This is a genomic window from Nocardioides malaquae (assembly GCF_015070385.1).
GTDB classification, from domain to species: domain Bacteria; phylum Actinomycetota; class Actinomycetes; order Propionibacteriales; family Nocardioidaceae; genus Nocardioides; species Nocardioides malaquae.
On record NZ_JADCSA010000007.1, the window covers coordinates 137,028 to 158,355 of the forward strand.

At 66.6% G+C, this 21,328-nt stretch carries 19 protein-coding genes; 8 read left to right on the forward strand and 11 right to left on the reverse strand.

Going from position 1 to position 21,328, the window contains the following annotated elements; all coding sequences use genetic code 11:
* Positions 1-35: 35 nt before the first annotated feature.
* On the reverse strand, positions 36-545 hold the full coding sequence (locus IEQ44_RS09070; RefSeq protein WP_193638136.1) for a helix-turn-helix domain-containing protein: 510 nt from the start codon (positions 543-545) through the stop codon (positions 36-38).
* A gap of 153 nt (positions 546-698) precedes the next feature.
* Between IEQ44_RS09070 and cysC the strand changes: the two genes are divergently transcribed.
* Together cysC and IEQ44_RS09080 are read left to right on the forward strand one after the other, a co-directional pair.
* Positions 699-2,657, forward strand: coding sequence for an adenylyl-sulfate kinase (cysC, locus tag IEQ44_RS09075; protein WP_319804586.1), 1,959 nt, complete (start codon positions 699-701; stop codon positions 2,655-2,657).
* Between the two features lie 10 nt (positions 2,658-2,667).
* The gene (locus IEQ44_RS09080) at positions 2,668-3,702 is read left to right on the forward strand and encodes a sulfite exporter TauE/SafE family protein (protein ID WP_193638137.1); all 1,035 of its coding nucleotides are present in this window, start codon (positions 2,668-2,670) and stop codon (positions 3,700-3,702) included.
* Between the two features lie 26 nt (positions 3,703-3,728).
* On the opposite strand, the gene IEQ44_RS09085 is transcribed toward IEQ44_RS09080, so the two are convergent.
* Complete coding sequence (locus IEQ44_RS09085; protein ID WP_193638138.1) at positions 3,729-4,790, reverse strand: FUSC family protein; 1,062 nt, start codon at positions 4,788-4,790, stop codon at positions 3,729-3,731.
* Positions 4,791-4,971: 181 nt separating this feature from the next.
* On the opposite strand from IEQ44_RS09085, the gene cysD reads away from it, so the two are divergent.
* The 6 genes from cysD (at position 4,972) to IEQ44_RS09115 (ending at position 11,998) form a co-directional block, all read left to right on the forward strand.
* Complete coding sequence (cysD, locus tag IEQ44_RS09090) at positions 4,972-5,886, forward strand: sulfate adenylyltransferase subunit CysD (RefSeq protein WP_193638139.1); 915 nt, start codon at positions 4,972-4,974, stop codon at positions 5,884-5,886.
* 35 nt (positions 5,887-5,921) lie between these two features.
* A complete protein-coding gene (locus IEQ44_RS09095) occupies positions 5,922-7,172 on the forward strand; it encodes a sulfate adenylyltransferase subunit 1 (protein ID WP_193638140.1) in 1,251 nt (416 codons plus the stop codon).
* 206 nt (positions 7,173-7,378) lie between these two features.
* Positions 7,379-8,461 (forward strand): acyltransferase family protein, encoded by a 1,083-nt coding sequence (locus IEQ44_RS09100; RefSeq protein WP_193638141.1) that lies wholly within the window; start codon positions 7,379-7,381, stop codon positions 8,459-8,461.
* Positions 8,458-9,693, forward strand: coding sequence for a hypothetical protein (locus IEQ44_RS09105; protein WP_193638142.1), 1,236 nt, complete (start codon positions 8,458-8,460; stop codon positions 9,691-9,693). Before IEQ44_RS09100 ends, IEQ44_RS09105 begins: the two co-directional genes overlap by 4 nt.
* 320 nt (positions 9,694-10,013) lie before the next feature.
* The gene (locus IEQ44_RS09110) at positions 10,014-10,838 is read left to right on the forward strand and encodes an MATE family efflux transporter (protein WP_193638143.1); all 825 of its coding nucleotides are present in this window, start codon (positions 10,014-10,016) and stop codon (positions 10,836-10,838) included.
* Entirely contained in the window at positions 10,799-11,998 is a 1,200-nt protein-coding gene (locus IEQ44_RS09115) for a polysaccharide pyruvyl transferase family protein (RefSeq protein ID WP_193638144.1), read from the forward strand. The genes IEQ44_RS09110 and IEQ44_RS09115 overlap by 40 nt, the downstream gene beginning before the upstream one ends.
* 28 nt (positions 11,999-12,026) lie before the next feature.
* Here IEQ44_RS09115 and IEQ44_RS09120 read toward each other — a convergent pair whose 3' ends face one another.
* From IEQ44_RS09120 to IEQ44_RS09160, 9 genes are all read right to left on the reverse strand, one after another.
* Positions 12,027-13,223, reverse strand: coding sequence for a glycosyltransferase (locus tag IEQ44_RS09120; protein WP_193638145.1), 1,197 nt, complete (start codon positions 13,221-13,223; stop codon positions 12,027-12,029).
* Between the two features lie 13 nt (positions 13,224-13,236).
* Positions 13,237-14,316: a glycosyltransferase gene (locus IEQ44_RS09125; RefSeq protein WP_193638146.1), complete on the reverse strand. Its 1,080-nt coding sequence runs from the start codon at positions 14,314-14,316 to the stop codon at positions 13,237-13,239.
* Between the two features lie 86 nt (positions 14,317-14,402).
* Positions 14,403-15,530, reverse strand: a complete 1,128-nt coding sequence (wecB, locus tag IEQ44_RS09130) for a non-hydrolyzing UDP-N-acetylglucosamine 2-epimerase (protein WP_193638211.1) — start codon at positions 15,528-15,530, stop codon at positions 14,403-14,405.
* Positions 15,531-15,535: 5 nt separating this feature from the next.
* Complete coding sequence (locus IEQ44_RS09135; RefSeq protein WP_227487182.1) at positions 15,536-16,663, reverse strand: polysaccharide biosynthesis C-terminal domain-containing protein; 1,128 nt, start codon at positions 16,661-16,663, stop codon at positions 15,536-15,538.
* Positions 16,660-17,277, reverse strand: coding sequence for a GNAT family N-acetyltransferase (locus tag IEQ44_RS09140; protein ID WP_193638147.1), 618 nt, complete (start codon positions 17,275-17,277; stop codon positions 16,660-16,662). The genes IEQ44_RS09135 and IEQ44_RS09140 overlap by 4 nt, the downstream gene beginning before the upstream one ends.
* Entirely contained in the window at positions 17,270-18,502 is a 1,233-nt protein-coding gene (locus tag IEQ44_RS09145) for a glycosyltransferase family 4 protein (RefSeq protein ID WP_193638148.1), read from the reverse strand. Before IEQ44_RS09145 ends, IEQ44_RS09140 begins: the two co-directional genes overlap by 8 nt.
* A gap of 1 nt (position 18,503) precedes the next feature.
* Complete coding sequence (locus IEQ44_RS09150) at positions 18,504-19,091, reverse strand: sugar transferase (RefSeq protein WP_227487183.1); 588 nt, start codon at positions 19,089-19,091, stop codon at positions 18,504-18,506.
* Positions 19,091-20,242 carry a DegT/DnrJ/EryC1/StrS family aminotransferase gene (locus tag IEQ44_RS09155; protein WP_193638149.1) on the reverse strand — a complete coding sequence of 384 codons (1,152 nt, stop codon included), beginning with the start codon at positions 20,240-20,242 and terminating at the stop codon, positions 19,091-19,093. The genes IEQ44_RS09150 and IEQ44_RS09155 overlap by 1 nt, the downstream gene beginning before the upstream one ends.
* Positions 20,239-21,270, reverse strand: coding sequence for a polysaccharide biosynthesis protein (locus IEQ44_RS09160; protein ID WP_319804587.1), 1,032 nt, complete (start codon positions 21,268-21,270; stop codon positions 20,239-20,241). Before IEQ44_RS09160 ends, IEQ44_RS09155 begins: the two co-directional genes overlap by 4 nt.
* Positions 21,271-21,328: the final 58 nt, after the last annotated feature.

Consider the following 21,328-nt stretch of genomic DNA (forward strand, 5'->3'; position numbering starts at 1 on the left):
GCCCCTCCAGCGGGACCGTACGGATGGGGTGGCGCTCAGGCGCCGGTGGTGGCCTCGGTCTCGCCGTTGCCGTTGAGGGCGACGAAGGAGGCGTGGATCTCCAGCAGGGTCTTGCGCTGGCTGGCGTTGAGTCGGGTGTCGGCGAGCACGGCGGCCTCGACACTCGTGGGCGTGCTGACGCTCTCGGGGCTGATCAGCCCGGCCTGCACGTAGAGCTGCTCCGCGGAGATCCGCAGGGCCTTGGCGAGCTGGTTGAGCACCTCGGCCGAGGGCTTGCGCAGGCCGCGCTCGATCTGGCTCAGGTAGGGGTTGGAGACACCGGCGAGGTCGGAGAGCTGACGCAGCGACAGGGCCGAGGCCTGGCGCTGCTCCTTCAGGAAGTCGCCGATCCTGCCGACCTGAGCGCCCGCCACGGCGCCGACCTGCGAGCCGGCCGCAGCACCGGCGGCGACGCCGGCCTTCGCGGTGCGGGCGGTCTTGCCCAGCACGGTGCTCTTCTCCTGCTTCCCTGCAGGAGCGCTCGCGCCGGGGTCCTTCGTGCTCATGCCTCCCAGTTTGCTAGCACCTGCTAGCAATTGCAAGCACACAGATGGGTGAAACAGGTCACCCGACCCCCGGATCCCCGAAATGCGGGACGCGCCGTCCACTTCAAATAGGTGTTCGTCACCTGTATTCGTGTGTCTTGCAATGATGACCGGGTGTCCGACACCTCCGGCTCGCCCCAGCCCCTCCCCCAGCACTGCCCCTCGCCGCGCGAGCTCGACGACCTCGAGCTGCTGCTGCAGGGGGCGATGGCCCCGCGGGACCGCTTCGACGACCCCCAGAACCCCGACGCGCTGGTGACCCTGGCGCTGCCCGAGGAGCTGCAGGGCCAGGCGCTCGAGCTGGTCGACCCCGAGGGCCTGCCCCTGGCGCGCATGGCGCCCGACGGTGCCCTGACCGCGTTGACGCACGCGCAGTACGGCCCCTTCCGCCGCCTGCACCTCTCCCCCGCACGGGCGAGGGAGGCGTACGCAGGTCGCGCCTGGGTGCCCGTCGACGACGCCCTGACCACCGACGAGATCGACCGGATCCGGCGCCGCGGCCCGGTGGTCCTGCTGGCCCTGGTCGGGGCCGGCACGTCGACGCTGTCGCGGGTGGCGCTGCTGCGGGCGACGCTGGCCGCCGCCGACGCCCTGCCCGACGCGGTGGTCGTCGCGGTGCCCCTCGCCTCCCACGGCGACTCCGACTCCGCCCGGACCGCCGACGCGCGGCTGCGCGACCAGGTCGTCGCGACCTACGCCGCAGGCGACCCGGTCTGGCCCCTGCCCGAGCGGCGCGTCGCCCCGGCGCCCTCCGACTTCCCCGCTGCGGTGGCCGAGGTCGTACGCCGTGACCGCCCGGCCCCGGGTGAGCAGGGCCTGGTCCTCTTCTTCACCGGGCTCTCGGGCAGTGGCAAGTCGACGCTGGCGCAGGCGCTGATGGACCTCATCCTCGAGCACGGCGAGCGCAGCGTCACCAGCCTCGACGGCGACGTGGTGCGTCGCAACCTGTCGGCCGGGCTCACCTTCTCGAAGGCCGACCGCGAGACCAACATCCGCCGCATCGGCTGGGTGGCCGCGGAGATCTCGCGCCACGGCGGGCTCGCCGTCTGCAGCCCGATCGCCCCCTTCGCCCAGACCCGCGCCGAGGTGCGCGAGATGGTCGAGTCGGCCGGTGGAGCGTTCTTCCTGGTGCACGTGGCGACTCCGGTCGAGGAGTGCGAGCGACGCGACCGCAAGGGCCTCTACGCCAAGGCGCGCCGGGGTGAGATCCCGGAGTTCACGGGCATCTCCTCGCCCTACGAGGAGCCGGACGACGCCGACGTACGCGTCGACACCACCGGCCGCAGCATCCCCGACGCGCTCGACGACGTGATCCGGGCCCTGGCGGCCAGCGGTCACCTCGACCTGCCCCTCTCCTCGCAGCGCCGTCTCCCCGACGTCGCCGACCCCGTGGCCCCGATCGCCCCAACCTCGGTCACACCCGCGACGGCCCCCACCCCGGCTCCGACGGCAGAGGTCACCTCGACCCAGGCCACGCCGCCGCAGGTCAGGCCCGCCCCGACCGCACCGACTCGCGCCGCCCAGCCCGCCGCGGACGACGAGCCCCTGAGCGTGCTCTTCGTCTGCACCGCCAACGTCTGCCGCTCCCCCTTCATGGAGTTCACGGCGCGCCAGATGGTCGGCACCTCCCTCGACGTGGCCTCCACCGGCACCCACGTGCACCCGGGCTCGGTCTTCGACCGGGTGATCGGGGAGTTCCTGCCCGCCGACGTGCCGCAGGCCTGGCTCAAGCGCTTCCGCAGCCATCCGGTGAGCTCGGAGCTGGTCGAGATCGCCGACCTCGTGCTGACGGCGGAGGCCTCCCACGTCGAGCGACTGGTCAACGACAACCCGCGCGCGTTCCGCAAGATCTTCACGCTCGGCCAGTGGGTCGAGACGGTGGCTGGCTCCGACCTGCGGGGCCGCGCGCTGATCGAGTGGGCCGGCGACAACCGCGCGCCGGCCACACCGGAGCAGGACATCCCTGACCCCTACCGCCGCGGACGCGGGCCGGCACGCCAGGCCGCGGAGCGCATCGACGAGCTGATGCAGGTCGCCCTGCCCCCGCTCGTGCTCGACCGGAACCTGGACTGAGGAGCGCGCGATGGAAGCGTTGACCGTTGTCGACTGGCTGACCTGGTCGTTCTTCTCCGTGATGATCGCGGGCTTCGTCGTCGGCGTCGTGGTCGGGCTCACCGGCATGGGCGGCGGGGCGCTGATGACCCCGGCGCTGATCTTCCTGGGGGTGGGCGACACCGCCACGGTGGTGACCGCCGACCTGACCGCCGCTGCGGTCTACAAGACCGGCGGGGCGATCGTGCACAAGCGCGAGGGTTCGCCCAACATGCAGCTGGCGAAGTGGTTGATCCTCGGGTCGGTGCCCACGGCCCTGCTGGGGCCCTACCTGGTCGACTTCTTCACCGACTCGCCCGAGCAGCTCGACAAGGTGCTCAAGCTGGCGATCGGGTTCGCGCTGCTGCTGGCGGCCGCCACCTACGCCGCGCGGCTCTACATCAACCTGCTGCGGGTGCGCCGCGGCACCCACGTGGAGGACGACGACCCGACGATCCGCCCGCTGCCCACCCTGTTGGTCGGCATGGCCGGTGGCCTGCTCGTCGGCGTCACCAGCGTCGGCTCCGGCTCGGTCATCATGATCAGCCTGCTGATGCTCTACCCCGGCCTGAGCGCGGTGAAGCTGGTCGGCACCGACCTGGTGCAGGCGGTGCCGCTGGTGATGGCGGCGGCGATCGCCAACATCGCCATCCACGGCATCGACTGGGGCATCCTCATCCCGCTGGTGCTGGGTTCGGTGCCCGGCACGATCTGGGGCTCCAAGCTGGCGCCGAAGGTGCGTCAGTCGTTCATCCGCCGCGCGATCGTGGTGGTGCTGACCATGTCGGGCGTCGCCCTGCTCGACAAGGCCGGCTGGGCGCCGCTGGGCGCCGGCGAAGACGAGACCTCGCCGATGCTGGTCGTCGCCGTCGGCGTCGCGATGATCGTCCTGGTGCCCCTGGTCTGGGGCGTCATCCGCCGCACCGTGGGCCTGCCGATGTATGGCGCCCCGACGGTGGAGGACCTGGAGGACCCGCAGCGCGCCGGCGGGCCCCGCGCTGGGCGTACGGCTCGGGGGCGCCGCTAGACCCGGCGCCGCCAAACCCGGTGCAGCTAGGCGGGGGCGATGGCCCGCAGCAGGCGCCGGAGCCCGTGGACGAGGCTGCCGGCGGCGAAGAACTCCCCTTCCCCGGCGTCGCGCTGCGCCATGATCGCCGCAGCCAGACGGTCGGTGGCCTCCGTCGCACCTGCGTACGCCCCCGCGGCGGCGGTGGCGTCGTCGACCGAGCGGAGCGCCTGGGCGGTCGCGGTGAGCGCGTCGGCGGCCGCGGGGCGAAGGCCCGGCCCCAACGCGCCCTCCTGGACGTGGGCGTGCTCCTCGTCGGAGAGCAGCGTGACCAGCTCGCGCAGCAGGAAGGTCATCTCTCCCAGCGCCTCGTCCTGGCGCACGATGCGTCGCGCGGTCTGGCGATACTTCCGGACGCGCCAGTTCATCTGGGCGGCGTCCTGCGTCTGCGCCACCAGCTCCTGGGCACGCTCGGCGCGCGCGTGCATGTCGTAGTCGCCCTCGCGCCACTCGGCCGAGGTCGGCAGCGGGTCGCGGAGCAGGCCGCGCGCCAGCCCCTCCATCTGGTCGGCGATGACGTCACGCAGCCGCTCCTGGGTGTGGCGGGTGGCCACCAGGGGCAGGGGTGGCGCGACCACGTTGACCAGCACCCCCACGGCCGCGCCGATGGCCGTCAGTCCGAGGTAGCCCAGCACGTAGCCGTCGGGGTCGGCGCGACCCACGATGAGGATGAAGAGCCCGGAGACCGGCACCCAGCTGCCCATCGACGCCACCCGGCGCCACGCCCCCACCAGCGTGCCGAGGCCGACGACGAGCGCGATGCCGACCACGTCCGGCACCTCGGCCCATCGAACGCTGACCGCCAGCGTGGCCCCCAGGCCGATTGCCAGCACCGTCTCGATCGACCAGCGCAGCGACTGGCCGAGACGGGAGGAGACGACGACGACCGCCCCGAGCGGGGCGTAGTAGGTGTACCTGTCGGCGACCCCGCCCAGGGGCAGCACCACCAGCCACGCCAGCGACGCGGCCAGGGCAGCCTTGACAGCCACCGGAATGAGGGGGCGACGACCCACCGCGTCGGAGGCACGGCGCAACGCTGACTGCTGCATCAGGGGAGTGTGGACAGCCGAGGCAGTCTCCAAACGCCCTCCCGTCGTTGCGACCTCCGCCACGTCTGCGAGGCCCCGCCGGTCTCGCCACGCCACACGGGCAAGACACGTTTCTGCACAATCCGAGCGCAGGGCTACGATGGCCGCTGCTGCCCCAAGGAGAGGTCCGGAAAGAATCACCATGACCCAGACACACGCCGACTACCAGCTGAGCCAGCTGGACCAGCTCGAGGCGGAGTCGATCCACATCTTCCGTGAGGTCGCCGCAGAGTTCGAGAAGCCGGTCCTGATGTTCTCCGGCGGCAAGGACTCCATCGTCATGCTCCGCCTGGCGGAGAAGGCCTTCTACCCGGCGAAGATCCCGTTCCCGATCCTGCAGATCGACAACGGACTCGACTTCCCCGAGGTCGCCGAGACCCGCGACCGCTGGGTGCAGCGCCTGGGCGTCAAGCTCGTCATCGCCTCGATCGACGACGCCATCGCGCGCGGCATCGTGGTCGACGACGGCAAGACCTCCCGCAACCGGCTGCAGACCCCGACGCTGCTCAACGCCATCGAGGAGAACGGCTTCACCGCCGCCTTCGGTGGTGGCCGCCGCGACGAGGAGAAGGCCCGCGCCAAGGAGCGCGTCTACTCCCACCGCGACGAGTTCGGCCAGTGGGACCCGAAGAACCAGCGCCCCGAGCTGTGGAGCCTCTACAACGGCCGGCTCCACGAGGGCGAGCACATGCGCATCTTCCCGATCTCCAACTGGACCGAGCTGGACATCTGGGACTACATCCGTCGCGAGGAGATCGAGATCCCCTCGATCTACTTCGCCCACCAGCGCCGCGTCTTCGAGCGCGACGGCATGCTGATGACCGAGACCCCGCTCAACCCGCTGCGCGAGGGCGAGACGGTGTCGGAGCGCACCGTGCGCTTCCGCACCTGCGGCGACATGACCCTCACCGGGTGCGTGGAGTCGGAGGCCGACACCCTGGACGCGATCATCGAGGAGATCTCGGTGGCGCGCCTGACCGAGCGTGGCGCGACCCGCGGCGACGACCGGTTCTCCGAAGCTGCCATGGAGGACCGCAAGAAGGAAGGTTACTTCTGATGAGCACCCCCGAGATCACGTCTGAGAAGCCTCAGATGGACCTCCTTCGCTTCGCGACGGCCGGCAGCGTCGACGACGGCAAGTCGACCCTCATCGGTCGCCTGCTCTATGACTCCAAGTCGATCTTCGCCGACCAGCTCGAGGCCATCGAGAGCACCTCGGAGAAGCGCGGCGACGACTACGTCGACCTGTCGCTGCTGACCGACGGTCTGCGTTCGGAGCGCGAGCAGGGCATCACCATCGACGTGGCCTACCGCTACTTCGCGACGCCGCAGCGCAAGTTCATCATCGCCGACACCCCCGGCCACATCCAGTACACGCGCAACATGGTCACCGGTGCCTCCACCGCCGACCTGGGCCTGGTGCTGGTCGATGCCCGCAACGGCCTGACCGAGCAGTCGCGCCGCCACGCCGTGCTGCTGAGCCTGCTCCGGGTGCCGCACCTGGTGCTGGCGATCAACAAGATGGACCTCGTCGACTGGGACGAAGACGTCTACAACCAGATCCACACCGAGTTCACCCAGTTCGCCACGAAGCTCAACATCCCCGACCTCGAGGTCATCCCGATCTCGGCGTTGCAGGGCGACAACGTGGTCAACCGCTCGGAGAACACTCCGTGGTATGAGGGCCCCACCCTCATGCACCACCTCGAGCACGTGCACGTGGCCAGCGACCGCGACCTGGTCGACGTCCGCTTCCCGGTGCAGTACGTCGTGCGTCCGAAGTCGGACGAGTTCCACGACTACCGTGGTTACGCCGGCCAGGTGGCCGGTGGCGTGCTGAAGCCGGGCGACGAGGTCATCGTGCTGCCCAGCGGCATGACCTCGAAGATCGCCGGCATCGACCTCTTCGACCAGGAGATCACCGAGGCCTTCCCGCCGATGTCGGTGACCGTGCGCCTGGAGGACGACGTCGACGTGAGCCGCGGCGACATGATCGCCCGCGTCAACAACGCCCCGAAGCCCAGCCAGGACATCGACGCGATGATCTGCTGGATGACCAACGAGCCGCTGCGTCCGCGCCAGAAGCTCGCGATCAAGCACACCACCCGCACGGGCCGTGTCTTGGTGAAGGACATCCAGTACCGCCTGGACATCAACACCCTGCACCGCGACCAGGAGACCAAGGAGCTCGGTCTCAACGAGATCGGCCGCGTCCAGCTGCGCACCACCGTGCCGCTGCTCGTCGACGAGTACGTGAAGAACCGGACCACCGGATCCTTCATCCTGATCGACGAGGCGACCGGCGTAACGGTCGGTGCCGGCATGATCAACAGCGCTGACTGACGACGAGCATGCCCGCATGCGATCCCTCGGCCACGAGTCTCGCGTGTCTACGTCGAGGGCTGCGCCGAACCAACCCCAAGATCAAAGAGGGACTAGAATCCGGGCGATGAGGAATTTGTAGGCCCTTTCCCCGGAGTCACACGGGGGCAAGTGTCGCATTCTCCCAGAATGGACTCCCCGCGTTGAAGCATGAAGGAATAGGGCACGTGGACCCCGCGCACAAATTGACAAGCAGTCGTCAATACATGCTCGACCCATTCAGGTTCCTTGCCGCATTCAGCGTTCTCCTGTATCACTACACATTCCGCGGCCACAATGGAGGAAAGGTAGAGTCCGCGCCCTCAGAACTGCTCCAATCAATAACCCAGTACGGATATTTGGGCGTAGACGGATTCTTCCTGATCTCCGGAGTGGTCATTCTCCACAGCGCTCACGGCAAGAGCGTCCGCCAATACGTGGCCTCCCGAACGTCCCGACTCTACCCCGCATTTTGGGCGGCCGTGATCTTTACCACTGTGCTCGTTTGCCTTATTCAACCCCCTTGGCGCACAATCCCCACGGTCACCGAATTCTTGGCCAACCTCACAATGGTGCCCAATCTTGCCGACCAAGCTTATGTGGAACCAGTTTACTGGACCCTGTGGGCAGAGCTCAGATTCTACGCCATTGTATTTGTCCTCGTCCTTATTCGTCCAACGCTTAGCGCATTCTATTACCTAGCCGCCGCTTGGACTGCCAGCTTGTACGTGTGGTGGATCGCTAGACTCTTCGACGCCCCTCTTCCTCTGAGCCTGGTACTACAGCCACACGCAGGCCACTACTTCGCGGGCGGAATCGCGATAGCACTAGCCGCCCGCGGCTACAAGCCGCGTCAAACCATTCTAATTGCGCTGGCCACATGGGGCCTGTCTCTCTTGGCCGCTCTTGACTTTGCTCGGACCGTCAACAATGACCACGGGTCCACCCTTGCGCCCATACCTTTGGTCACGATAGTGACCTCTATATACCTTTTGATCTACATGGCCGCTGGCAACCGTCGTGCGATCTCATCAAAGCCAGCCGCGAGGCTTAAAGCGCTTGGATCCCTCACCTTCCCTCTGTACCTAGTGCACGCGTCACTGGGATACATTACAATCAACGCCATCAGCCCCCATTTAGGCTTTTGGCCCGCGTTCTTGGTCGCAGTAGCACTATCCCTTACTGCAGCTTGGCTCATTCGCACTCTCGTTGAAGACAAGGCGGGCCCAAGAATGAGGCGGGCAATATTGGCGAAGGAATCTTCCTCATGAAGCCGCCAACTGCGTCCGAGTCCGGTCGGCCCACTCGCCTTCCCTTCTTCGTCAAGGCGCCGGCAACGACGATCGTCGCGGCGCACTACGCCACCTTCGCACTGTTCCCTGCCATCATCGACAAGAACCCCGAGTCACCTTTCATCGCCACGGTGTATGCTTGCTTGGTCGCTTCCTGTGCCTTCGGTGAATTGTTTCTCAAACGGCGCAACCTGGGAAGGTCGCTCCCACAAGGACCTTCCCTTTTCGCATCCAAAGTGGTGTACGCGATCGGACTGATCGCTACCTGTCTGGCATGGGCGGGGGGAAGCCACAACTACGCGGTGCAACTGGGGCGTGCCTCCCAGGCCTCGTGGGTTGCGCTCGCGACTCCCTTCACATCTTGGCTACTCATCGGGATCTTCCTGATTCTTGCGGCCCACCTGCGCGGCGAAAGTTCACGACGCACCGCCATTTGGGCAGCGCTTATTGCATGCGGTTTGCAGTTTGGACTTGGCATCGCCGCCGGCCTAGTAGGATCGGCTGCCTCTTTCACCGTCTGCGTGTTGCTCGTCCTGCTGATCACGCGAGTCCTTCCGGTCAAGAATTTTTCCATCCTGATTATTGTTTTGCTGATTGCGTGGCCAACGATTCAACAGATACGCAATGAAGTCCGTGTTGAAGTTCGTGGCAGTGCAGCTGCGCTTGGGGGCAGCGACTCGAGTCTCGAACGATTGTGGGTCGACAAACAACTCGACGATGCCAAATTGCTTCGCGACGCGCGCTCACCTGTGGAGCCACCATCTTGGTTGACCGTCATTCGCACTGGGATCCTCCCATCTGCACTCGACGGCCCCCGGCCACCGATCGATACCGGCTCACGCATGAGCGTCGCCCTCGGAGGCAGCCCCCAAAACTCCACAAGCGCGACTATGCCTGGAAATATCTTGCTGTTCGACGGCTGGCCTGCGCTGGTTGCATTTTATGCGCTCCTAGGCTTCTTCTTCTCGCGACTCATATTCAGCAACTCCGCTTGGCTACTCGCGTTGGGCGGAATGTCCTACCTCTACTTCATGTCGTTCTCCGCCTCGTATCCGGACTCCATCGTCCGTATTCTCAACGCGGTGGTTTCCATCTTTTTGGCTGCCGCTTTCACCTTGTTCTTCGAACGCACAAACCGGAGTCGCCTTAGGAAGGCCAAGAGCAACCCAGGGACCAACTTGCCCCACGGCAACCCTCGGCGCGGCGCGTGAGGTCACTACCGATTGCGATCTCTGCGGCGGCCGCTGCGAGCCTCGCAACTCTGAGCCTCAGCGTGTCAGTTGGGCGCTCCAGTTCCGCGGCGGAATTCAACGAATTCGCTGTTTCTCTTCTCTGCGTCACTCTCACGACCGGGCTAATCCGCTCCTCAGTGGCAGAGGACCAGTTGGCGTTTCGTCCCCGACGAACCAGCAACTACGCCGGTCTAGCCGCTTCAGTGAAGCTCTCTCTCGCGCCCGCCTGTATCGCCGCGGGCGTCGGGCTCTGGCAGGGATACCCCTACATGGTTCTAGCCGCTGGGGGGATGGTCTCCATGAGCGCGTACGAGTACGTGCGAACAGTTTGGCCAGCTCAGGGCCGCGCCTATTCCCTTCTTCTACTCGAGGCCGGATGGGCGTCCGTCTTCATTCTGTTCTGCCTTGCGGGGGGCGCCGCGAATTGGCCTGGGATCACCTTCTTCCTCGCCTATCTGTCCGCCCTCACCGCAGTCGTGTTGCTCAGTCTCATCGTCGTCCTGCGAGAATCCGACCGCACGGAGACGAAGATCAAACCTCGCGCAGTGAATGCGTTGGACTATCTCGTTGGTTCAGGATCCGTGCCATTCGCGACCAGTGCTCTAGGCGCGCTGGGGGGCGCTGCCCTAGTCGGTCCTCTCCGCGCAGGCGCCACGCTCCTCAGCCCCATCAACCTGGCCAGCAACGCCATCAAGCCAATCTTTATTCGCCGGATTGCCCACAACGTCGCACAGTCTCCGAAACTTTCTTTCCTTGCCAGCATGGCCATCGCCGCCGCGCTACTCCCTGCCGCCGTCATCGTTCAGTTCTTGCCATTCGCCTGGGGTGAGCAGTTGTTCGGCGAGACATGGCAGACCGCGTCCACCGTCGTACTCCCCCTGGCGTTCGAGGCCATCCTCGGCGTCTTCACTTCCATCGCATTCGCCGCCCACCGAGCCCACAGAGCGGGCCTGCGCACCCTCCTGACCCGAGCAGCACTAGGGTCGCTCCGCGTGGGAGCTGTGTGCTGGGCGGGCCTCACCTACGGGTTGACGGGAGCCGCGTGGGCTCTTCCATGTGTGACACTCGTCGGAGTGTTCGTCTGGTGGACCAGTTACGTGAAGTTGGCGAGAAGGAAGACCTGAACATGCGCAACCAGGACCTCACCGCAGGGGTGGTGTGCCTCGGGGAGGCCGGAAACCTCGGAGATGATCTGATTCTGATCTCCGTCACCGACTCACTCCTCACTACCGGACTCGTCAAGCACGTGCAGTTCACTTCACACGGGATCCACCTTCCTTGGTCACGCATCGCCGCCGACCTGGGCTGGAGTGGTGTCCCGAGGGCACGAACTGTCCGGAACCGAGCGGGACTGCGCGAACGCAAGGCCCTGCTGGGGTCCAGCGACGTGATCATCTTCGGTGGCGGTGGACTCTTCCAGGACGTCCATGACCCCATGCGCCCGTACCAGTGGCTCAGCCTCATCCCTGAAGGCAAGCCCGTCCTTGGCATCGGCCTGGGATTCGGCCCCTTGAGTGCACGCTCCATTCGCTTCCTGGGCGGGATCCGCAATCCCTTCGACCAGCTCCACGTCCGCGACGACCGCTCCGCAGAGTTTCCCCGGCGCCTGGGGTGGCCGGTGGAGCGCGCAGAAGACTGCGTGACACCCAGCCTGGTCAGCAGGTTGCTCCCGGAATCCCCAGGTGAGGGCACCAGAAATGCACTCGGAATAGCGCTGCGTGCCTGGCCAGGGCTCGACGCGGGCGAGGTGGCGGACTGGGTCGACGAGGTTGCGCGACGTCACGGTTGCGAAGAGGTGGAAGCCTTCGTCCTCGAGACGACGCCTGCGGGGCCCGACGCCGCGTTCACCAAGGAGGTTCTCGGTCTCCTCCGCACGCCGGGCGAGCTTGTGGTTTACGAGCCGGCCAGGATCCAGGACTTCCTCGTGGCCATGGCCGGCTGTGGCGTGGTGGTCAGCATGAAGCTCCACTCCAGCGCCATCTGGAGCTTCTTCGGTGCGACGATCTACCCCATTACCTACGCGCCGAAGACGTCAGCTCTCTTTGGTCTGGAGTGGCGCGGTCTCGAGATAGTTCGCGAGGCGCGTCAAGCAGTGCTCCTGGACACGGATGTCCCCACCACCGAGCAGGTCATCGCACGATGGATCCACGGCGAGCGCAGCGTCCCGATAGGACCCATGATCAGGCAACCCAAGGCCGCCTTGCTGGCGACGCTCAACTTTGCGAGCCTTGCGACTCGCAAGATCGCGCGCAGACTGCTGGGCGGACGTGGGTCCAGAGCCTGAGCTCAGAGCCCGGATCCCGAAGACACGCTCAGAGCTCGGATCCCGAAGACACGACAGAGCGGTAGATCTCTTCGAAGGAGTCTAGGGTCTTCTCAGCGTCGAACCGAGCGACGACGTCCTCCCGTGCCAGTCGGGCAATCGTCGGGCCGGTCTGCTGCAAGATCTCGCGGGAGTGGACCAGAAACTCGCCCGGCAGCTTTGCGTCGTCCTGAGATACGAGGTAGCCCGTTTGTCCGTGACGAATGGTCATCCGTGTTCCGGCCGTGTCAGTGGCAATCACCGGGAGTCCGCATGCCATGGCTTCAAGGGCAGCGATTCCCAGGCCCTCCTCGTGCGAAGTCTGCCAGAACATGCTCCCGCCCCTGAGGAGCCCAACCAAGTCATCGTGCGGCAGGTCGTGTCTGACATCGACGCGCCCTTCCAACCCCAAAAATGAGATCAGATCACGGTTTGCGGGCGTCAGGTCTCCCCGGCCCGCGACAACAAGGGGGGGACCCTCTGGCCACTCGCTCAGGAGGTGGGCGTAGGCCTTTAACACACGGTCCCACCCCTTGCGATGTTCACCGAGCCTGCCCAATGCCACGATCGGCCCGGTGGGGCTCCACTCCCCTGAAGGGCTGAATCTCGTGGTGTCAACCCCCGGCGGCGCCACCACCACTGGGGTTCCGGGAGCGGCCTCTCGAACGCCTTGCAGCATCTGCTCGTTCTCGACCATCACGGCTGAGCTCTCGCGAAGGGCCCTGACCTCAAGCCTCGTCACCCAGTGCGTGAGGGCGGTCTTCACTGAGCGCTGGCCGATGGGCAGCGCCTTGTGAATTGATTCACGCTCCCACTTCATGAACGTTGCCACCTGGATGACCGTCGGCCGCCCGGACCGCGACGCGACGCGCGCCAGAGCAGGGCCCCCGCACACGACTTGGACAAGGTCATACTCGGACAGCCTCGCGGTGAGCTGCTTCACAGGCAAGTAGCGCAAAGGCTCCAACTCGGCCAAGGCCGCTCCAGCCATCGTCAAGTTATCCTCAGTGCCCGACTCCAAGACCGGTCCTGTGATCCAGGTCCTCGGCGAGACAAGACGGCGGCTTAACGACGAAGAGCTTGCGGAGGCCACGTCGAAAACTTGAACCACATGCCCACGGGTCGCCAAACCGTCGCGCAACCACCGCGCAACCGCCTGCACCCCTCCCGCCGTCTGAAACCCTTGGGTGAGCAGAGCAATCCTCACAATTGTGTTCCCTTCAAACGTCGCTAGACGAGCCTCTGGGCAAAGTCAGCAACTGATCGATGAAGCTCCCGGCCGGGCGGCGCGTCTCCCAAGCCTCGAAGGAGGCAAGGGCGTCACGACGGCGCTCGACACGTGCTGCAGCGTCCTCGACGAGAAGGTCCATCATGACCTTCGCCCAGGCAGCGGGATCCCCGTCGGCCCCGACAATCACGCCCCCGCCGGCCCGAACGTGCTTCGTCCAAGGAGTCACGTCGCCGACCACAACCGGGCAGCCACGTGCCATCGCCTCCGCGATGACGTGCCCGAAGTTCTCCCCGGCGGTCGGAAAACAGGCGAAATCCGCGGCGTCGAAAAGGTCCGCCACGTGGTCGTGGAGAACAGGGCCCGAAAAGTTCACGGGCACTCCCAACTTGCGAGACAGGTCCTTGCACTCCTGGATGTAGTCCCTGTCCCCTCCACCGAACACCAACAGTTCGTACGAGCCGCGCGGGAGTTGCGCCGCTGCCTGAATAAGCAGATGTACCCGCTTCTTGCGAGACACGCGGCCCAGGTAGGCAAAACGCACCGGCATGCACCGGATTTCCCCGTCAGCTTCCGACCGGCCACGGACGAGTGTTTCGTTCTCTTTCACGAGCACCCTCGCGGTCGGAAAGATGGCCCGTAGGTTCGCGGCCTCGAGCTCCGCCGACAGATGCCACGTCACGTCGTCGTAGAGCTTGAGCGCCTTGGCCACTGCCAGGAACGCACGCTTCTTCGGACTCTTCAGTCTTAGAGCCCCTGGATCCAACTCTCCCCGAGGAGCAACCACTACGGAGTCGAAATGCACCAGCCCCAGCCGCACCAACAGGAGCGGAAGTATGGAGAACCAGTAGGAGAAGAGGGAGTTCAAGTAGAGCACCCTTGCTCCTGACGCCCGCAGACACTTCACGATGCTGAGCCTGCCGTGCCACGACCGTGTATCGGCGTAGAAGACCTTTGCCCGGCCGACCCCCGTCCACGTGTTTATGGGCACGTCCAGCGGTTCGCGACACCCGTGGTCGTAAGCGGACGTAATCACGTGGATCTGATCGTCACTCGCACGAGTCTCGACCATCGCTTCGATCGTTCGGATGGGGCCGCCCCCAAGGTAGGCAGGGGGATATCCGCCAACTAGTACCACTACCCCCTGCTTATTCGGAGTCATCGAGGTCGATCACTGACCCGAATGCCCGCCCACTGACGATGGCGCCCGGCCGTCGACGAGATGAATCGAACGACCCGGTTGCTCGTGTCGTTGATCTCGTAGCCCGCCGGATGCGACGAGGCGACTGGACCATCAGCCATCGCAATACCGACGCCGCGCACGACGTCGTCGACGTCCAGGCCGGTCATGATGATCGAGCCGGAGTCCAGCGCCTCAGGACGCTCGATGGAGTCACGCAGAGTGATCGCGGGAAAGCCCAGGATCGACGACTCCTCCGAGATGGTGCCGGAGTCGGAGAGCACGCAGGCCGCCTCGAGCTGGAGCTTGTTGTAGTCGTGGAAGCCGAACGGTTCCAGGAAGTCGATGCCCGTGAGGTCGAGCCCGCTGTTGAGCGCCTCGAGGCGTTTGCGAGTGCGGGGATGGGTGGAGACGACGACGCGCTTGCCGTGAGCCTCGCGGACGGCGACGAGGCACTCAAGCAGCTGCTGCAGGCGCTCGGGCAGGTCGACGTTCTCCTCGCGGTGGGCGCTGACCAAAAAGTAGTCCCCCGCGGTGAGCCCCAGTCGGTCGAGGACGTCGGAGGCATCGATCTGGTCGCGGAACTCCTCCAGCACCTCACGCATCGGCGAACCGGTCACCAATATCCGGCGGGGGTGAAGGCCCTCGGCCAGCAGGTTCCGGCGGGCGTGCTCGGTGTAGGCGAGATTGAAGTCGGCCACGTGGTCGACGAGGCGGCGGTTGGTCTCCTCCGGCACGTTTTCGTCGAAGCAGCGGTTCCCGGCCTCCATGTGGTAGGTCGGGATCCGCATGCGCTTACCCATCACCGTGGCCACACACGAGTTGGTGTCGCCCAGCACCAGCATCGCGTCGGGCTTCTCCTCGAGCAGCACCTTCTCGGTGCCCACGAGCACTCCCCCCAACACGGCGCCCAGGCTGGAGGTGTCCACGCCCATGTAGTGGTCGGGGGCCCGCAGACCGAGGTCGTCGAAGAAGACCTGGTTGAGCGAGTAGTCGTAGTTCTGACCCGTGTGCACCAGGACGTGGTCGATGCCCGCGGTGGCGTCGAGTCGCTTGATGACGGCGGCGAGCCGGATGATCTCCGGGCGGGTGCCGACGACGGTCATGACCTTCACGCGGATGCCTCCTGGGCAATGGTCTCGGGGTATTGATCCGGGTTGTCCATGTCGAGGAGTTGATCGGCCCAGAACATGGTGACGAGCTCGCTGTCGCCAACGTTACGGATGTTGTGCACCCACAGGGTGGGCATGTCCACAAATGACGGCTTGTCGCCGCTCAGGCGGAAGGTCACCACCTCGTCGTGCAGCAGACGACGAAGCTCGATCTCTGCCTCGCCCTTCACGACGAAGAAGCGCTCCACCTTGTGCAGGTGGTAGTGCTCGCCGCGCTTCTGGCCCGGCAGGGTCGTGGACATGAACGCCATGCCGGTGCCGCCGTGGGCACGGACCGTCTCGAAGAGGTCGCCGCGGTTGTCGGCATGCACCTGCGGCGAGACCGGCCACATCTCGGGGAAGGTGGCCGCCCGGTAGGTGTTGAACAGGTTGCGGCGCATCGGGGTCGAGATGTCGGGCACCTCGCCCTTCTCCCGGTAGAGGGCGTGGAACTCCTGGAAGAGCTCCAGGACCCGACCGATGCCGATCGGCTCACCGTGCACGGTCTCGCGGATGTCGGTGCCCAGGGCGTCGATCAGCGCCGCAGCGGCGTCCTGGGCGTGCAGCAGCTCGATCTCACGGTCGCCGGTGACGCTGGGCGTACGCCCCGCAGCCACCTCGTGGGCGAAGGTCGCCACGAAGGAGTTGTAGCCGGGGCGGCCGTGCTCACCGAAGAGGTTCGGCAGCAGCAGGTCGGCGAAGCGACCACCGAGGTCACGCACAGCGGCGCCGAGCAGCTCGCCGGCGACCTTCTTGCCGCGACCGTACGCGTTGTCGACGTCGGCCTGGATGGAGTTGGCGAAGACCACGTCGATCGGCTTGCCGATCTCCGTCAACGCGTCCGCGAGCGTGCGCGCGAGATCGACATTGCCCTGCTCGACGGCCTCGTCGGAATCAGCACGGTTGATGCCGGCGATGTGGATGACGGCATCCACGTCGGCAAGCCTCTGCACGAGCAGGTCCGGGTCCGCGAAGTCGTCACGGCCCAGCCGCACCGGTTCGACCTTGTCCAGGGCGCGCAGGCGGCAGGCGGTGTGCCAGCCGAGGAAGCCGAAGCCTCCGGTGATCGCGATGCGGGTCATGGTCATGCGTCCTCTCCTGGGCCGGGCAGCACGTAGCAGTTCATCCGGCGGCCTTCCGGGGTCTCGTACTGACCGGCGAGCTGCCAGCCGTTGCGGCAGTAGAAGGCGTTGGCAGCCTCGTTGTCGTCACGATCCGTGACGAGGTAAGCCCCCATGCCGGCCGCGTGTGCGGCCTCCCTGAAACGACTGATGAGACGAGAGCCCGTGCCGGTCGCCTGGGACGCGGGCTCGACACAGATCGAGCTCAGCAGGGCACCCTCCACCTCGATCGGCACCTGGCCTCGGTAGAGCACAGCCTTGAGCAGCCGCGGCGCGGCCGTCGGGCGACGCAGCACGGCCACCACCGAGGCGACCATGAAACCGAGGAGCCGGCGGCGCAGCAGCCGGGAGAAGAAGCCAGCCGGCTGCGTGCTTCCGACCACCGCACCCAAGAGGGCACCGTCGGGCGTCCGCGCCACCGCCGTGATGGCGCTGGGGTCTCCCAGGAAACCGCGGTAGAACTCCTGCAGGAACCGCGGGCCCAGCTGGCTCAGGAAGAAGCCGGGGAACGAGCGCACATGGAGGTCAGCGCACTCTCGCACGTCACTCTCACGCAGCTCACGCACCACCGGGTCAGCCACGACGACCACCTCCGGCAGCCTTCACCAACAGGTCCTCCACCCGGGAGGCTCCGGTGTCGAAACTGAATTCACGCTCATAGAAATCGCGCGCGAGGACACCCCGACGCGCCGCCTCCTCACGGCCCTGCCCACTCAACTCGCGCAGATGCCGCGCCAGACCGTCGACGTCGCCCGGAGCGACGGCCGCACCTCCCGACTGACGTACGACGTCGGCGGCGTCGCCGACGAGGGCTCCGACGATCGGCCGACCGCTGGCCAGCACCGCCTGGACCTTGCTCGGCATCGTCGTCGCCGCCAGCGGATGGTCGTTGAGCCCCACGTAGTGCACGTCCGCCGTCGCGTTGAGCCGAGCCATGCCATCGGCGTCGAGGCGGCCCACGAAGCGGACGTTGCTCGCGCCCACCCGCCGTGCACGCTCCCGCAGCTCGTCCTCGTGGGTCCCCGAACCGGCCACCAAGCACATCAAGTCCAGGTCGGTCACCCGAGCGCAGGCGTCGATCAAGGTCTCCAGGTCCTGGGCGCCGCCCAGGGTGCCGGCGTAGGCAACGGTCAGCGTGTCGTCCGCGACATCCCACCCACGCGCGGTTGCCCTCGGCTGTGGCTGGTGCACCTGCTCGTCCGCCCACATGGGTGCGTAGGCCAGCTTGTCCCGGGGAACGCCGCGGGAAGCCAGGACGTCGCCGACACCGGGCGAGATGTAGGCAACCACGGACCCGGCGTCGTACATGCGGTCACACAACGCGGTGAGCGGTCGCTCGGCGATCCGACCGACGCCTCCACCGAGACCGCTGGCGAGCACGGTGTCGGGCCACAGGTCGAGGACATGCACGACGCTGGGGATGCCCCGTCGATGCAAGGCCAGCATCGGCCAGGCAACCGTCACCGGTGAATAGTTGACCCAGAGCGCGTCGACGTCGGCCATGGCATCGAGTCCTGACATCCGGGCCGAAGCGGCGAAGCTCGCGTAGTTGGCCACGCGCCGGAGCGCCGACTGGTCGTGGTTGGGGTAGAGCGCCACCCGCCGCACGTGAACACCGTTGACCTGCGAGTCGAGTCGTCGTTGCTGCTTCCAGCCCTCCGCAATCCGACCGTGAGGGTAGTTGGGGAAGCCAGTGAGCACCGTGACCTCGTGGCCACGCGCGGCGAGACCCTCGGCGAGCCCCGTGGGGAGCGAAGCAGGCCCGGGCTCGGGCGCATACCACTGCGTGAGCAGTCCGATCTTCAAGTCAGTCCTCCGCCACCGTCCGCAGCGTGCGGAAAATGATCTTCAGGTCGCCGACGAACGAGCGTGTGCGCACGTAGTCGCGGTACATCGCGACCTTGCGCGGCAGGATCACTTCCACATAATGACGCTCGGGGTCAACGACCTCGGCCAACTCCTCGGCCTCCCGACGGAACGCGATCGAGGCGGGATCGGTGATCCCCGGGCGCACGGAGAGGATCTCCGCCCGCGCCGCGGCGGGCCACTCGGCGACGTACTTGGCCACCTCGGGACGCGGTCCCACGAGGCTCATCTCGCCTCGGAGCACGTTGACCAACTGCGGTAACTCGTCGATCTTCGTCGACCGCAGCCAGCGACCCGAGCGGGTGATGCGTGGGTCGTGTCCGGTCGTCACCTGGGCTCCGCCGACGTCGTTGCGCATCGTGCGGAACTTGAGGATGCGGAAGGGGCGGCCGTGCCGGCCAACGCGCTCCTGTGTGAAGAGCACCGGCGCACCCGCCTCCGCCCTCACCGCGATGGCAGCGACCAGCAACAGGGGGCTCGTCAGCAAGAGGCCGCCCGCCGCAGCGACGACGTCCAGCAGGCGTTTCATCAGGCGCTCCGCAGCGCAGTCACTGCCTCGACCACCCGCTCGACCTGCGCATCGGTCATGCTGGAGAAGACGGGCAGCGACACCACCCGCTCGAACTCCGCGGACGCCTGCGGAAACTGGTCGTCGGTGAGCGCTCCGCGGTCTCGCCAGTAGGGATGCTTGTGGAGCGGGATGAAGTGCACGCTCGTCCCGATACCGCGCTCTGACATGGCGCGGATGAACCCGTCGCGATCGTCGCCCTGAGGGACCCGCACCACGTAGAGGTGCCACGCATGGAGCGTGCCCTCGGGGCCGTGGTCGGGAAGCTGGAGATCGGTGTCCGCAAACGCCTCATCGTAACGAGCAGCAATCGCTGCACGACGGTCACGCATCTCCCTCGCACGGGCCAACTGGACGCGTCCCATGGCGGCCGCGGGGTCGGTGAGGTTGTACTTGTATCCCGGCGCGATGACCTCGTACTGCCAGGACGGCACCGACGACCGGTAACGGTCGAAGGCGTCCCGGCTGATGCCGTGGAGCCTCATGACCTTGATCCGGTCGGTGACCTCGGCGTTGCGGCTCACCACCATGCCGCCCTCACCCGTCGTGATGGTCTTCGTGGCGTAGAAGCTGAAGACCGTGGCATCAGACGCGCCGCTACCGACCATTTCGCCCTCAGCGGCGGCGGGCAGGGCGTGGGCCGCGTCTTCCACGACCCTGACGCCGTGCGTGACGGCGAAGTCCCGGAGGGCCGACGGTGAGACCGGCAGGCCCGCGAAGTGCACGGGCATGATCGCCCGGGTGCGAGGCGTGACCGCTGCGGCGGCCGCTCCGAGGTCGATGTTGAAGGTGCGGGGATCGACGTCCACGAGCACCGGCTCCGCACCCAGATAACGCACGACCTCCGCCGTCGCAGTGAAGGTCCAGGTCGGGACGAGGACCTCGTCGCCCGGACCAATCCCGATCGCCTCGAGAGCCAGGTGCAGGCCGGCGGTGGCCGAGTTGACCGTGACTGCAGTGACCCCATCGCCACACAGGGCCGCGAACTCGTCCTCGAACGCCTTCACCTGGGGGCCGGACGACACCCAACCGGAACGGATGGCGTCGGTCACGGCCTCAATCTCCGCCTCGCCGAGATCGGGCAGCGCAAAAGGCAGAGGGGACTCGGTCACCGGTCAGCGCCGATCAGCGCACGGAACGCGGGCAACGCCATCAGCAGATCCACAGTGCCGTCCACGTCCAGACGCTCGGTGTTGTGGGAGTGGTAGTCGTCGATGGTCGACTCCTCCCGGTCGCCCTCGTCGAAGTACTGCCCGTAGTTCAGGTCGCGGGCGTCCACCGAGACGCGGAAGTAGTCACCCTGGTCCTCGGAGCGCGCGAGCTCCTCGCGGGTGGCGAGCGTCTCGTACAGCTTCTCGCCATGACGCGTGCCGATCACCTTGAGCTCGGGCTCGATGCCCATCGCCTTGCCGACCGCCTTCGCCAGCACCTCGACGGTGGAAGCCGGCGCCTTGCGGATGAAGAGGTCGCCGGGCTCGGCGTGCTCGAAGGCGTGGTCGACCAGCAGCACCGCCTCCTCCAGCGACATCAGGAAGCGCGTCATGTGCGGGTCGGTGAGCGTGAGGGGCCGGCCCGCCTTCAGCTGCTCCACGAAGAGCGGGATGACCGAGCCGCGCGACGCCATCACGTTGCCGTAGCGCACGGTGGAGACCGTCGTGCGGGCGGTGGGGTTGTTGCGGGCGAACGCCTGTGCCACCTTCTCCATCATCGCCTTGGACATGCCCATCGCGTTGACGGGGTAGGCGGCCTTGTCGGTGCCGAGGCAGACGAGGGAGGTCACGCCGTTGGCGTTGCTGGCCTCGATCACGTTGGAGGAGCCCAGGACGTTGGTCTTCACGGCCTCGAGCGGGAAGAACTCGCAACTCGGCACCTGCTTGAGGGCGGCTGCATGGAAGACGAAGTCGACGCCGCGGGTGGCGCGGTCGATGCTGTCGTAGTCGCGGACGTCGCCGATGTAGAACCGGACCCGGGAGTCACCCAGCGCGCGACGCATGTCGTCCTGCTTGAGCTCGTCGCGGCTGAAGATCCGGATCTCCCGGACGTCGGACTCGAGCAACTGCTTCACCATCGTGGACCCGAACGATCCGGTGCCCCCGGTGACCAGAACCGTGGCCTGGTTGGCCGCAGTCAATGCGTGCACGCTTCCCCACTTCCCTCGCGGACGATGAAGGCAAGCCTAAGGGGTGGAACGGGCCCGG

Coding starts and splice junctions, on each gene's coding strand:
- IEQ44_RS09070 (WP_193638136.1), bottom strand. CDS start 545: ATGAGCACGAAGGACCCCGGCGCGAGCGCTCCTGCAGGGAAGCAGGAG.
- IEQ44_RS09080 (WP_193638137.1), top strand. CDS start 2,668: ATGGAAGCGTTGACCGTTGTCGACTGGCTGACCTGGTCGTTCTTCTCC.
- IEQ44_RS09085 (WP_193638138.1), bottom strand. CDS start 4,790: ATGCAGCAGTCAGCGTTGCGCCGTGCCTCCGACGCGGTGGGTCGTCGC.
- cysD (WP_193638139.1), top strand. CDS start 4,972: ATGACCCAGACACACGCCGACTACCAGCTGAGCCAGCTGGACCAGCTC.
- IEQ44_RS09095 (WP_193638140.1), top strand. CDS start 5,922: ATGGACCTCCTTCGCTTCGCGACGGCCGGCAGCGTCGACGACGGCAAG.
- IEQ44_RS09105 (WP_193638142.1), top strand. CDS start 8,458: ATGAAGCCGCCAACTGCGTCCGAGTCCGGTCGGCCCACTCGCCTTCCC.
- IEQ44_RS09110 (WP_193638143.1), top strand. CDS start 10,014: ATGAGCGCGTACGAGTACGTGCGAACAGTTTGGCCAGCTCAGGGCCGC.
- IEQ44_RS09125 (WP_193638146.1), bottom strand. CDS start 14,316: ATGGTCGAGACTCGTGCGAGTGACGATCAGATCCACGTGATTACGTCC.
- wecB (WP_193638211.1), bottom strand. CDS start 15,530: ATGACCGTCGTCGGCACCCGCCCGGAGATCATCCGGCTCGCCGCCGTC.
- IEQ44_RS09135 (WP_227487182.1), bottom strand. CDS start 16,663: ATGACCATGACCCGCATCGCGATCACCGGAGGCTTCGGCTTCCTCGGC.
- IEQ44_RS09150 (WP_227487183.1), bottom strand. CDS start 19,091: ATGAAACGCCTGCTGGACGTCGTCGCTGCGGCGGGCGGCCTCTTGCTG.